Origin of the sequence: Paenibacillus pinisoli, assembly GCF_003605435.1 — a bacterium.
Taxonomy (GTDB): Bacteria; Bacillota; Bacilli; order Paenibacillales; family Paenibacillaceae; genus Pristimantibacillus; species Pristimantibacillus pinisoli.
In genome coordinates, this window is record NZ_QXQB01000004.1 from 443,647 (window position 1) to 456,507 (window position 12,861).

The window sequence follows — 12,861 nt, forward strand, 5'->3', positions numbered from 1 at the left end:
CAAGGGAGATGGTCAGAATGGCAACGAGCTTGAAACTGGTATTGGATGCAAAAGCTTTATTAGGTGAAGGCCCCCACTGGGATAGCGAGTCGAATCAATTATATTTTGTGGATATTGATGGCAAAACGGTACATGTCTATCATACTCACTCGCATGCCCATGAGCTGCATCGTTTCGAGAAACGGGTAAGCTCTGTTATTCCGGTGAAGGACGGCGCGCTAATGGTAACGCTGGATGACGGAATATACAAGTATTGTCCGGATACTAGTGAGCTGGAGGCGATCGCGCATATCGAAGCGGATATGCCGGACAACCGGTTCAACGATGCCAAGTGCGATCCTGCCGGAAGGCTGTGGGCGGGAACGATGAGTACAGGCTACGCCAAGGATCAAGGCAGCCTCTACAGGCTGGAGGATGGCGGCGAGCCTGTACGCGTCGTTGCCGAGGTAGGCTGCTCCAACGGCCTCGCCTGGGATGAGAGCAAGGGCTGCATGTATTATATCGATACGCTGAAGCTTGCGGTTGACCGATTCCGTTATGATAGCGGCACCGGTGACATTAGCGCAAGAGAAACGATAATAGAATGGCCGTCTAGAGAGGGATATCCAGACGGGATGACGATAGACAGCGAGGGCATGCTCTGGATTGCGCATTGGGGCGGCGGCAAAGTGTCGCGCTTCGATCCCGGTACCGGCAAAAGGCTGGCGGAGATTGAGGTTCCGGCGCTTTATGTCACGTCTTGCGCATTCGGCGGGGAATGTCTTGATGAATTATACATTACAACGGCGAGAGTCGTCCTCTCGGAAGACGAGCATGCCGTATATCCCCATGCCGGCGGCGTATTTATGGCGAAGCCGGGCGTGAGGGGGATGCCTTCCAGGCGATTCGGGCGTTAACAACAAGGAGGTACTGGTTATGCGCTTAAGAGACAAGGTGGCCATTATTACCGGGGCGGGCTCCGGCATCGGCCGAAGCTCGGCAATGCTGTTCGCTTCGGAAGGAGCGGCTGTCGTCATTGCGGATCTTGACCAGGCAAGAGGGCAGCAAACGGCAGATGAGATAACGGCATCAGGCGGTAAGGCGCTTTATGTGACTTGCGATGTCACGGAACAGGAAGCGGCGAAAGCCTTGGCGGCCGAGACGATAGCGGCATATGGGCGAATCGACGTGCTGTTCAACAATGCAGGCATTAGCCATGTCGGCGCGCTGCATGAGGTAGAGCCGGAAGCATGGGACCGCGTAATTCGCGTGAACGTGCGCGGCGTATATATGACAGCCGCTGCCGTCCTGCCTTATATGATGGAGAGCCGCTCGGGCTCCATTATTAATATGTCGTCCAGCATCGCAGAGATGGGCGTATCCGCTAGAGCGGCATATACAGCCTCCAAAGGAGCGGTCCTCTCGCTGACCAAAGCGATGCAGGTCGACTATGCGCCATACGGCATACGCGTCAACGCGCTGCTGCCGGGCACGATTATGACGCCTTTCGTGGAGGGGTACTTGAGCCGTTCCGCCGATCCGGAGGCGGCGAAAGCTTCCATCAAGCGCAGGCAGCTTAGCGGCGATCTGGGCCGTCCGGAGGATGTCGCCCATGCGGCGCTGTTCCTTGCCTCCGACGAGTCCCGCTTCGTCATGGGTTCGCCGTTTTACGTCGATGGAGGACTTGTCTTCGGCAAAAACGCATAGCTTCGGCAGCTGTCGCCGGGCGCCGCTTCATTCTGCTCTAGCAGCCAAAGGGCGATACCGGGCGCAAGCGCCAAAAAGAATAGCGAAGTGAAGTATTTGGACATAACCACACCTCGATAGAAAAGGAGAGATACAACGATGAAACTGATGACTTTTATGAAGGATGGGGAGTACCGGACAGGAGTGAAGACAGAGGAGGGCGTTCTCGATTTGGCAGCAGCGGTGCAAGGCAGCGCCTCCGGCGAGCCGCTTCCGACTAGCGTCAAAGAAGTGATTGCAGGGGGAGAAGGCGCCCGTGAAGCGGTAGAGGCGTTTATCGAGAGATTGAAGTCGGAGAGCCCGGAGCAGTACCGCGCATATCTGAATCACGAGGATGAGCTCTCCATTGGTCCATGCGTCACCGACCCCGAGAAGCTGATCTGCATCGGGCTCAACTACCGCAAGCATGCGGAGGAGTCCAACATGCCGATTCCGGCCTACCCGATTCTGTTCAATAAATTCAATAATACGCTGAACGGACATGGCAGCGACGTCCCGCTGCCGAAGACGTCGGGCGAGGTCGATTACGAGGCGGAGCTTGGCATTGTGATCGGCCGCACGGCGAAGTATGTAAGCGAAGAGGAAGCGCTGAATTATGTATTCGGCTATTGCACCGCGAACGACCTGTCGGCGCGTGATTTGCAAATGCGCACCAGCCAGTGGCTGGCGGGCAAATCCTGCGACGGCTTCTCGCCGATCGGGCCATACCTCGTATCCGCAGACGAAGTGGGCGATCCCAACGCGCTTGCGATAAGCTGCACGGTGAACGGCGAGCTTCGCCAAAGCTCCAATACGTCGGACATGATTTTCAATTGCAAGCAAATCGTCAGCTATGTCTCCCAATGCATGACGCTGAAGCCGGGCGACATTATCTTGACTGGCACGCCGGAAGGCGTCGTGCTGGGTTATCCGCCGGAGAAGCGCGTCTATTTGAAAGATGGGGATGTCGTCACCGTATCCATCGAGAAGCTGGGTGCGATCACGAATCGCATGGTCAGCGAGTAAGGAGGGACCCGGCGATGATCTTCGACTGCCACACTCATCTGTTCGGCCCCGGCATGTGCAGCGGACCTACGGAAGCGGCGATCAAGCGCGCTTGGGGGCCGGATATGGAAATATTGGCGACGCCCGAGATGCACGAGGAAGCGACCGCCGGCTGCAGCGGCTCGATCGTGCTGGCCATGGCCGCCCACGCAACAGGCCTTGTCGTGCCGAATGAATACGTCGCGGAATATTGCGCCAAGGTCAGCTCTAGACGCTTCGGCTTCGCCAGCGTGGATCCAAGCGACCCTGACGCGGTCGTTAAGTTCGAGACGGCGATCAGAGAGCTGAACTTGAAAGGACTGAAACTCGGGCCGATCTACCAAAACTTTTATCCCGATGCGAAGGAGCATTTCCCCCTCTATGCGAAGGCTGAGGAGCTGGGCGTGCCGATACTATGGCATCAGGGCACCTCATTTGTGCCGGAAGGTTACTTGGACGCTTCAAGGCCGGCGATGCTGGACCCGATTGCAAGAGCATTCCCCAAGCTGAAAATGATTGTGGCGCATATGGGACATCCGTGGATTGACGAGTGCATCTCGCTTGTCCGCAAGCATCCGAATTTGTACATGGATGTGTCCGCGCTCGGCAGCAGGCCGTGGCAGTTCTACAACGCGCTTGTCTCGGCGCAGGAGTACGGCTCGGTGCATAAAATTTTGTTCGGCTCGGATTATCCGTTTTTTACGCCGGACCGGATGATCGAGGCGCTGCGCCATATTAATGATCTGGCGGAGGGCACGAAGCTGCCGCGCGTATCCGATGAGACGGTCGAATCGATTCTGCATCGCGATACGCCGGCCATTCTTGGGTTTTAACAGACGGAGCATACAGGAGGAGAATGGCAGTGAAGAGTGAGAGCTATTTTGGCGAAAAGGACTTGTGGGGATTCATCCATCGCTCGTTCACCAAATCAATGGGCTATACCGAAGACGATCTTCGCAAGCCGGTTATCGGCATCTGCAATACGTTCAGCGAGCTGAACAAATGCCATTCCCACTTTAATGAGCTGGTCGATTATGTGAAGCGGGGCGTCTGGCAGGCGGGCGGCATGCCGATGGAATTCCCGACGATCTCGATCGGCGAGCCGTATGTGAAGCCTACGACGATGCTGCTGCGCAATCTGATGGCCATGGATACGGAGGAGATGATGAAGGCTCATCCGATTGACGGCGTCGTGCTGCTCGGCGGCTGCGACAAGACGGTTCCCGCCCAGCTGATGGCTGCGGCGAGCGCGAACATTCCGGCCATCGTCCTGACGGGCGGGCCGATGCTGAACGGCCGCCTTCAAGGCCGGAGCCTCGGCGCATGCACGGACTGCTACGGCTTTACGCTGGAGCATAAGGCGGGCAACCTGAGCGATGAGGAGCTGGCTACGGCGGAGAATTCCGTCTGCCGCAGCGACGGCCACTGCATGGTGATGGGCACAGCCAGCACGATGGCGTCCATCGCCGAAGCGATCGGCATGGCGCTCCCGGGCTGCGCGGCCATTCCCGCGCCAGACAGCCGCCGCAGGCATATGTCCGAGGCGACCGGCAAGCAAATCGTGGAGCTGGTGCGCCGCAATATCCGCCCGCGCGACATTATGACGATGGATGCGCTGGAGAATGCGATCCGCATCACGATGGCAAGCGGTGGATCGACCAATGCGATTATTCATCTGGTCGCCATTGCGGGCCGGCTTGGCTTTAAGCTGCCGCTGGAGACGTTCGACCGGATCAGCGCGGAGACGCCGTTCCTGCTCAACCTTCGCCCATCGGGCAAATACCAGATGGAGGAATATTTCGAAGCGGGCGGCGTGCCGGCGTTAATGAAGGAGCTGGAGCCGCTCTTGCATGGCGATTGCCTGACGGTGACGGGCAAGACGATCAAGGAGAATCTGGCGTCTGAGCCTCGAACCTGGAATCCGGATGTCATTCGCCCGATGATCGATCCGCTGGATTCGCAGGGCGGCATCGCCGTGCTGAAGGGTAATCTGGCGCCGAACGGCGCATTGATCAAGCAGACTGCCGTCTCGCCGCATCTGAAGAAGCATAGAGGCAAAGCGGTTGTGTTCGAAAGTCCGGAGGACCTTGCTGCCCGCATCGACGATCCGGACCTGGAGGTAGACGCGAGCAGCGTGCTGGTGCTGAAGAACGCCGGTCCGAAGGGCGCTCCAGCGATGCCTGAGATCGGGCAGATTCCCATTCCGGCCAAGCTTCTGAGGCAAGGCGTCCGGGACATGGTCCGGATCTCGGATGCCCGCATTAGCGGCACCTCCTATGGGGCGCTGATCGTGCATGTCTCGCCGGAGGCGGCTGTCGGCGGCACGCTTGCGCTGGTAGAGACCGGCGATGAGATTGAGCTGGATATCGCGGCCAAGCGGCTGCAGCTTCATGTATCCGTTGAGGAGCTCGCTGACAGACGAAGCGGCTGGTCGGCGCCGAAGCCGCATTACGACCGCGGCTACGGCCTGCTGTTCCATGAGCGGGTGCTGCAGGCTCATCTGGGCTGCGACTTCGATTTCCTGCTGCCGCCTGACCTTCGCGAGGAGCTGCTGCGGGAGGAAGCGGAAGGGCCTGGCATCTCCAAGAGCTAGAGGTTGCTCTTCATGCCATGATAATTAGATTTTAGGGCTGTGCAATTGCCCGTCATTAAGCGACAAGACAAGCATCAAGACTATCCTTGCAGACGAAGGAGCTGATGATGTGGACATTCATGCGATGAACCAATACGATCTCAAGGAAGCGGCGGCGCTGGCCGATCGCGTATTCAGAGAACCGGGGCATTCGTCGATGGCTGACGCCTTCCCTTCGATATTCTCGGGAGCTTACCATAGCTCGTTAGGGTTATATTTGGACGGCAGGCTGGTTGCCTTTATGGGGCTGGTGCCTCATCTGCTGAGAATCGGCAAGGCCCATGTTCCGATGCTGGCGCTGGGATCGGTATGCACCGCCCCAGAGCATCAGGGAAAAGGTTATGCCGGCTTGCTGCTGGATCGCGTGTTCGCGCATATGGAGGCATCCGGGGCTTCCCTCTTATATGTATCAGGGGCGGGCAGGCTGTACGCCAGAAACGGCTGCAAGCCTTTTGGCTCCACAAGAAGGTATAGACTGCATGCAGGTATGGCGTTCATGGATGCGGTATCGTCAACGGATGAAGACATCCAAATTCGTGAAGGCGGGGAGAGCGACCGGTTCGCGATTCACAGCTTATATGAGGAGACTGCCGTCAGATATGAGCGCAGCCTCTTCGAGACAGGCGTGCTTATGCAAGCGGAAGCGATAGCAGGCATCTACAAGCTGGAGCATCGCGTGCTCGTGGCGGTTCGGGATGAGCGGATAATTGCTTATACAGTGCTGGCTGTAAAAGGAAGACTGAACACCGATGCGGTTCCATTCCTGGTCGAAGGAGCCGGCGACGCCGGCGCTGTGGAGCAATTGCTGCTCTATGCGCTTAGGACCGGCATGGCGGTTGAGCTGGATGTCACGGTCCCGTGGCAGGAGCACGCTCTTAGAGAGGTGCTGGACCGCTATCCGCATGCGGATGGAACCCAGAGTGGAACGATACGCATCGTGAACCCGGAGCGATTCTGGAGAAGCATGGCTCCATACTTGGAGGAGAAGGACCCGGCAGCGTTGATCGAGGTGTCCTTGCAAAATGTATTGGTTCCCTCCGGCGAGGAGGGCGCTGTCCGGTTGAAGGTTGGCCGGGCAGACCTGACGCTGAGCCAGAGCGAATGGATTTCGCTGTTATTTGATGCAGCCTGGGACCTTCCGTCCATCTCTGAAGAGCAGCGCGCTGTCCTGGAGCGGCTATTGCCGATTCCAATGCCTTATCCTTCGGGATTAAACTTTGTGTGAATCTGCGGTACAAGGGAAAGGGTCGAAGCAATTTCGCGATAGCTGGCAACGATAGCAGTTAATCCGAAAACAGCTGAAAAACAGCTAAAAAAGCAGATAAAAAGAGGTCAGCCGGATTACGGTTGACCTCTCTTTTATGTTCTTACTGCTGTGATGATTTCGCAATGACCTCGACCGCGCCATTGTTTTTGAATGTGCGCAGAAGATTGCCCATGACAACCCGATCCGACATAGTCAGCTCAAGCTGAGCGGATTCCGTCATCGGCGCGCATATTGCCGAGTCGACCAGCTCGCCGGTATCGACAGCATAGCATTGTCCGTTCGCGGACAAGCCGTCTGCCGATGGAATGTAGTAGCGGTGGCCGTCCGTCCATGAGCCGTTGCGCTGCGTCACAATCCGCGTCTCTTCCTTCTGATCGGTCAGGAGCGGCGATCCCAGCCATAACGGCTCGGATGTCGACAGGCCTAGCAGATGCATAAGAGTCGGCGTTATGTCGAGCTGTCCGCCGGCCTTCTCATAGGTATCCGCATGTGCGCCATCCGGAAGATGGATTAGCATAGGGACGCTTTTAAGCAGCTGCTCGCGCTCCATTTTATTCGATGTATCCTTCATAAATCTGGCATATAGGTCCCAATCTAGAATGGAGTTGTCGTGGTCCCCGTACAGGACGAAAATCGTTTTGTCCCACAGCCCTTCGGCCTTTAGGCGATCGATCAGCTCTCCCAGCGCCGCATCCGCATAATGGATGACCTGCAAGTAGTCGCCCATCATCGTATCGGTCAGCTCTTCTGTATCCAGCAGCTTCTCCGCAGCGGGAAGCTTGTAAGGGTGATGGCTGGTGAGGGAGATCAGGAAGGCGTGGAACGGCTGGGGCAGCTCCGTAATGACATCCATCGATTGCCGGTAAAACGATTTGTCTCCCAGCGACCAGCCGAGACGTTCATCCATTTCGTAATGCTTCATGCTGTAGAACTTGTCATATTTCATGTTGCTGTACATGACGTTGCGGTTCCAGAAGCCGCCCTGGTAAGGGTGGAACACATTGACGCTGTACCCTTCATTCTTCAGCTGCTTCGGCAAGCAGCCGTATTCATGCGAGGCGTACTGGATGAAGACGGAGCCGCTTTTCATCGGCTGCAAGGAGCAATTGACGGCGAAATCGGCGTCGGATGTGCGCCCTTGAGCGGTTTGATGATAAAAGTTCGAGAAATACGCGCTTTCTTGGATCAGCTCATTGAGGACGGGCGTAATTTCTTTCCCGCCAATGGATTTGCCGATCATGAAGTTCTGCAGCGATTCTACTTGAACCATCAGCACATTGCTGCCCGCATAAGCGCCGAACAGGCTGTCGCTGCGTCCCAGCTCGGATCTCGCTGCCGCCCGATCTTCCATGAATAGCTGCGTATCGGAGCGCTGCTCCGCGGTTACAGGCTCGGCATTGAACCAGTTCAGCTTGGCATACCGGTACACATCATAGCCATGGAATCCAAGCGCGCCGGTCACGTTGTAGATCGATAGATTCCACCAGTTTTTTTCGAAAAGCCCCTTGGCCCATGTGTCCGTCGCATGATTCAGGTTGGTGAAGAAAAGCGAGAATCCGAGCATAAAAGCAGCTGCGCTGCATGCGATGCGAATACCGATTCTCCGCCAGCGGACTGCAGGCGCAGCAGAGGAGGGACGGTTCGATAAGACCGAACGGCCCTTCCATAGCACAAACACCGCATAGGGGATGATAATCAGCAGATCTGCAAACAACCGGAAATCCTTTGTCTTCATGAGCGCGGTGATGCTGCCTCCAAGCGACTCCACTTGACCCATCTGAAGCAGCACGGGCACGGTAATCAGATCCTGAAAGTAGCGGTAATAGATAACGTCCGCATACAGGATGAAGGACAATATCAAATTAAGCAGAACCAGAGCAATGAGCCTTCCGCGCGTAGGCAGAAGCAGCGTCCAGAAGGAAGCGAGCAGAATCGCGCCAGTCTCGATGATCTTGTCTGTTCTCGTCATGTCCATATAAGGGACGGACAACAGCTTGTTGAACCAATACAGCTTCATTAATATAGCGGCTGCAAAAAGAAGCAAATCCAGCGCTACCAAGCGGTCTAGCATGCGCAGTGAGAAGCCGAGCGCACGGCGAATCCAAGATTTGTTGCTTTTTGGCCCTAAGCGTACGGCCGGTTGATCATTCATTGACGCTTCTCCCTTGGAGGAAGCGGGCCAAAGAATTGGTAGTAGTCGGTCTGAATCCGGCCGTTGAACAGCTTCCGCTTCTTATCGGCGGGGCGGCCCATATAATGCTCGACCTGCTTGGACGGACTGATCGCAAATACGGACCATGTCGGGTAATGCAGCGTCATAAGTCCGAATTGGCGCAGCGCCGCCTCGGCCTCAACGTCGTCGCCAAGTCTTTCGCCGTATGGCGGATTCGTGATGATGACGCCATAGTCGCCTTGCGGCTTGGCCTTCGCAACGGGGAGAACGCTGACTTTGATATCCTTTGCAAAGCCTGCGCGCTTGATCGCTTGCTCGGAAATTTCGATCGACCGGGGATCGATGTCGGAGCCGGCTATTTGCAGAGGAATATCGTCCTTGACCGCATCAAACGCTTCCTCGCGCGCAGCGTCCCACAGCTCTGCCGGAATGCGCTCCCATCTCTCGCTGTTGAAGCTGCGGCGCAGCCCCGGCGCGATGTTCCAGCCGATCATAGCAGCTTCCACCAGGAAAGTTCCAGATCCGCAGAACGGATCGTAGAACGGTCTTTCCGCACGCCAGCGGCTCAGCAGAATGAGCGCAGCGGCCATCGACTCGCGAATCGGCGCTTCGTTCGAGACGAGGCGGTAGCCCCGCTTGTGCAGACCTGCGCCGGATGTATCCAGCGTCAGCAGCGCCTCGTCATTGAGCAGGGATACCTCGATGACATAACGGGCGCCGTTCTCGTCGAACCATTCCGTGCCGTAGCGTTCTTTCATTTTTTCGACGACGGCCTTCTTCACAATGCTCTGGCAGGCAGGCACGCTGGACAGCTGCGATTTGTGCGAGCGTCCTTCGACCGGGAATTCCCCGTTGACCGGAATCCAGTCCGGCCAGTCGAGCGCTTTGGTTCCTTCGAACAGCTCCTCGAAGGTTGTGGCTTTGAATGTGCCCATATTAATAAGAATCCGGCCTGCGGTGCGCAGCCACAGATTCGTTCTGCATATGTCCTCAGGCCCGCCCTTGAAATTCACGCGGCCATTCTCGACCTGCAGGTCGTGGTAGCCAAGCTCCTTCAGCTCTCTGGCGACGATGGCCTCGAGTCCCATGGGGGAAGTGGCGATTAATTGTAGTTGTTCCATCTTGCACTCTCATTTCCGTCACGATAATAATGGTTCTATTCTTGCTACGTTTCCTATAAAAACATACAATTAAGTATAGGTCAAACGGCCGTACATTTACAAATCAAACATACGGGGAGCATGCGGCAATGTCGATAGAAGAACAATACGTAGATTCATTATATAAAAAAGACGATCAACTGGAGCGCGTAAAAGAAGGGATCGCGAGCCACGGCATGCCGGACATCTCAGTGGCGGACGGCTACGGCAGGCTGCTGACGATGCTGGTCGGCATGTCGGGAGCCAAGTCCATCTTGGAGATTGGCGCCTTGGGCGGCTACAGCGGCATCTGCCTCGCGAGAGGGCTTGGCGAAGGAGGAACACTGCTGTCTCTGGAGCTGCTGCCGCATTATGCGGATGTCGCGCGCGCCCATCTGGAGGAGGCGGGTTACGGTGACCGTGTGGATTACCGCATCGGCGATGCAAAAGAAAGTTTGGCCCGCCTGAAGGAAGAAGGCCGCACATTCGATTTCTTCTTTATCGACGCCGATAAGGAAGGCTACCCGATCTATCTCGATTACGCGATCGAACTGGCCAATCCGGGTGCCGTTATTGTAGCCGACAACATCCTGCTGCGCGGCAGAACGACTAACATGGACAAGCAAGGCCCGTCCGTGCTCGCGGTACGCAGCTTCAATGAAAGATTCGCAGCCGACCCGCGCCTGGAAAGCACAATCCTCCCAGGCTATGACGGCCTCGCTATCGCGCGGGTGAAGGGGTAATTATCAGGCCAGGCTGCGACGGTCTCGCCATCGGGCTAGTCGAGGGGGAATCTCCAAGTTGCGACTGCCTCGGGATCTCGTGAGCAATGGGATGATTTCCATGGTGCGGCGGGTTCGCGATTGTGCGAGTGCTGGACGGTTTCGCAATCGTGCGATCAGGTGGGGGATTTCCAAAGTAGACGGGTTAGCGATCGTGCGAGAGAAGGAATTCCAGCATAGAGGAACAGCCCAGAGAATTTCGATTCTCCGGGCTGTTTTTTTGTGCTTGGGTAAGGCACGCGGGATAGCGAGTTTGTGGGCTCGTGCTCTAAGCCGAGAAGTTCGGCTTAGGTCGTGCATGCGGGTGAGAAGTCAGCTGCAGGCCGAGAAACTCGGCATAGAGCGTGAACATCGCACGGAAAATGAGCTGCAAGCCGAGAAACTCGGCATAGAGCGTGTGCGCTGCGCGGAAAATAAGCTGTAGTCCGAGAATCTCGGCATAGAGCGTGCGCATCGCACGGAAAATGAACTGTAGTCCGAGAAACTCGGCTTAGAACGTGCGCGCTACGTGGAAAATGAGCTGTAGTCCGAGAAACTCGGCATAGAGAGTGCGAGCGGGTGGGAAATGAAGATGTAAGCCGAGAAACTCGGCATAGTGCGTGTGCGATGCGCGGAAAATGAGCTGTAGGCCGAGAAACTCGGCATAGAGCGTGTGCACCGCGCGAAAAGTGAGCTGCAAGCCCCCGCCACGACAGCAAAAAGCCGAGCCGTCCAGCAAAAGTTGCTGGATAGCTCGGCTCCCCGTGCGGCGCCAGCCGCTTGCAGCAAACCTCCATTTACTAAGAAGTCATGACGATGATGTTCCGTTGCCGCGTCTTGGCGAACGGTTGTGCAGCAGCGAGATCCAGACCCATACGCCGTTCAGCAGCATCAGGATGGCCGACATGACGAACAAGCCCTGAATGCCGATGTAGCCGGAGAGCGCGCCGCCCGTAATCGGGCCAATCATGTTGCCGAGGCTCATCGTGCTGCTGTTGAAGCTGTAAGCCCGGCTCTCCATGCCGTCGGGCGTATGGACGCGTATCAGCGAGTTGACAGCCGGGATGAGTCCGCCGAGGAACAAGCCAAGTCCGAAGCGGGCGAGCAGCAGCATCAGCACGGAGTCGGCCAGCGCCTGCGGAATGAATGCCAAAGCCGCGCCTACCAGCGAGACAGCAAGCACCCGCTCCGCGCCGATCCGGTCGCTCAGCTTGCCGAGCAGCGGCGATGCGAGCATGTTCGACAGTCCGGTCACCGAACCGACGAAGCCGGCCAGGAACGCGATGTTCTCCAGCGAGCCATGAAGCTCCTGCACGAATAGCGGAATAAGTGTCATCGGGCTCATCATCGCGAATTGGATGAGGAACGTCACGCCATAGAGAGACATGAGCTGGGGAATGCGGCTGATCCGCTTGAGCCCGTCTATGACGGAGGCTTGTACGCGGGTTGCGGCTTTTGCCAGGTCGAAAGATTCTTTTACGACAAAAAGAGCCAATAAGGACGCCAGAAATAGAAGAGCCCCCGTTATATAGAAGATAGGCCGGTAGCCTACAGCATCAACCAGAAGCCCGCCCATTAATGGGCCTAAGATCGTGCCCGCCATTGCGCCGGACTGGATCGTGCCCATGGCAAAGCCCATTCGTTCCTTCGGCGTTGTTGCCGAGATCAGCGCGATGGAAGCCGGATTAAAGCCGGAGATCGTGCCGTTCAGCATGCGGAGCAGCAGAAGATGCCAAGGATTTGTCGCAAAGCCCATCATGACCATGACGATGGCCATGCCGAAGCCTGAGCGAAGCAGCATCATTTTGCGCCCGTAACGGTCGGCAAGCTTGCCCCAAATCGGCTGAAAAATAAACGCCGTAACAAAGTTTCCTGCAAAAATAAAACCTGCCCATACCCCGATTTCATGAGGATCGGAGAGGCCAAGCTCGAATTGCAAATAGAGGGTGAGAAACGGAATGATCATCGTCATGCCGCCCATAACGAGAAACTGTCCGAACCACAGCACAATTAGATTCTTTTTCCACTGTTCCATAGCGTTAGTATATCATAATCGTTCTGTTCTAATCGTTGCATAGTTGCGAGGCATAGCTTGCTGAATTGAGATGGATTGGGCTGACAGTCCGGCCAGCCCTACGTGA

10 protein-coding genes are annotated in these 12,861 nt (G+C 56.5%); 7 read left to right on the forward strand and 3 right to left on the reverse strand.

From position 1 onward, the window contains the following. The first annotated feature begins 17 nt into the window (after positions 1-17). From D3P09_RS19155 to D3P09_RS19180, 6 genes are all read left to right on the forward strand, one after another. Positions 18-896 carry an SMP-30/gluconolactonase/LRE family protein gene (locus D3P09_RS19155; protein ID WP_165867506.1) on the forward strand — a complete coding sequence of 293 codons (879 nt, stop codon included), beginning with the start codon at positions 18-20 and terminating at the stop codon, positions 894-896. Between the two features lie 19 nt (positions 897-915). Then, positions 916-1,686 carry an SDR family NAD(P)-dependent oxidoreductase gene (locus D3P09_RS19160; RefSeq protein WP_120113004.1) on the forward strand — a complete coding sequence of 257 codons (771 nt, stop codon included), beginning with the start codon at positions 916-918 and terminating at the stop codon, positions 1,684-1,686. 138 nt (positions 1,687-1,824) lie between these two features. After that, entirely contained in the window at positions 1,825-2,730 is a 906-nt protein-coding gene (locus D3P09_RS19165; RefSeq protein WP_120113005.1) for a fumarylacetoacetate hydrolase family protein, read from the forward strand. Positions 2,731-2,744: 14 nt separating this feature from the next. Continuing rightward, positions 2,745-3,581, forward strand: a complete 837-nt coding sequence (locus D3P09_RS19170; protein WP_120113006.1) for an amidohydrolase family protein — start codon at positions 2,745-2,747, stop codon at positions 3,579-3,581. A gap of 29 nt (positions 3,582-3,610) precedes the next feature. Further along, positions 3,611-5,341 carry an IlvD/Edd family dehydratase gene (locus tag D3P09_RS19175; protein ID WP_243644312.1) on the forward strand — a complete coding sequence of 577 codons (1,731 nt, stop codon included), beginning with the start codon at positions 3,611-3,613 and terminating at the stop codon, positions 5,339-5,341. A gap of 109 nt (positions 5,342-5,450) precedes the next feature. Continuing rightward, positions 5,451-6,605, forward strand: a complete 1,155-nt coding sequence (locus D3P09_RS19180) for a GNAT family N-acetyltransferase (RefSeq protein WP_120113008.1) — start codon at positions 5,451-5,453, stop codon at positions 6,603-6,605. 142 nt (positions 6,606-6,747) lie between these two features. Here D3P09_RS19180 and D3P09_RS19185 read toward each other — a convergent pair whose 3' ends face one another. Continuing rightward, positions 6,748-8,799 (reverse strand): LTA synthase family protein, encoded by a 2,052-nt coding sequence (locus tag D3P09_RS19185; protein WP_120113009.1) that lies wholly within the window; start codon positions 8,797-8,799, stop codon positions 6,748-6,750. After that, positions 8,796-9,941 (reverse strand): THUMP domain-containing class I SAM-dependent RNA methyltransferase, encoded by a 1,146-nt coding sequence (locus D3P09_RS19190; RefSeq protein ID WP_120113010.1) that lies wholly within the window; start codon positions 9,939-9,941, stop codon positions 8,796-8,798. Before D3P09_RS19190 ends, D3P09_RS19185 begins: the two co-directional genes overlap by 4 nt. A gap of 128 nt (positions 9,942-10,069) precedes the next feature. On the opposite strand from D3P09_RS19190, the gene D3P09_RS19195 reads away from it, so the two are divergent. Next, on the forward strand, positions 10,070-10,702 hold the full coding sequence (locus D3P09_RS19195) for an O-methyltransferase (protein ID WP_120113011.1): 633 nt from the start codon (positions 10,070-10,072) through the stop codon (positions 10,700-10,702). 826 nt (positions 10,703-11,528) lie between these two features. On the opposite strand, the gene D3P09_RS19205 is transcribed toward D3P09_RS19195, so the two are convergent. Continuing rightward, complete coding sequence (locus D3P09_RS19205) at positions 11,529-12,755, reverse strand: MFS transporter (RefSeq protein ID WP_120113013.1); 1,227 nt, start codon at positions 12,753-12,755, stop codon at positions 11,529-11,531. Positions 12,756-12,861 lie beyond the last annotated feature (106 nt).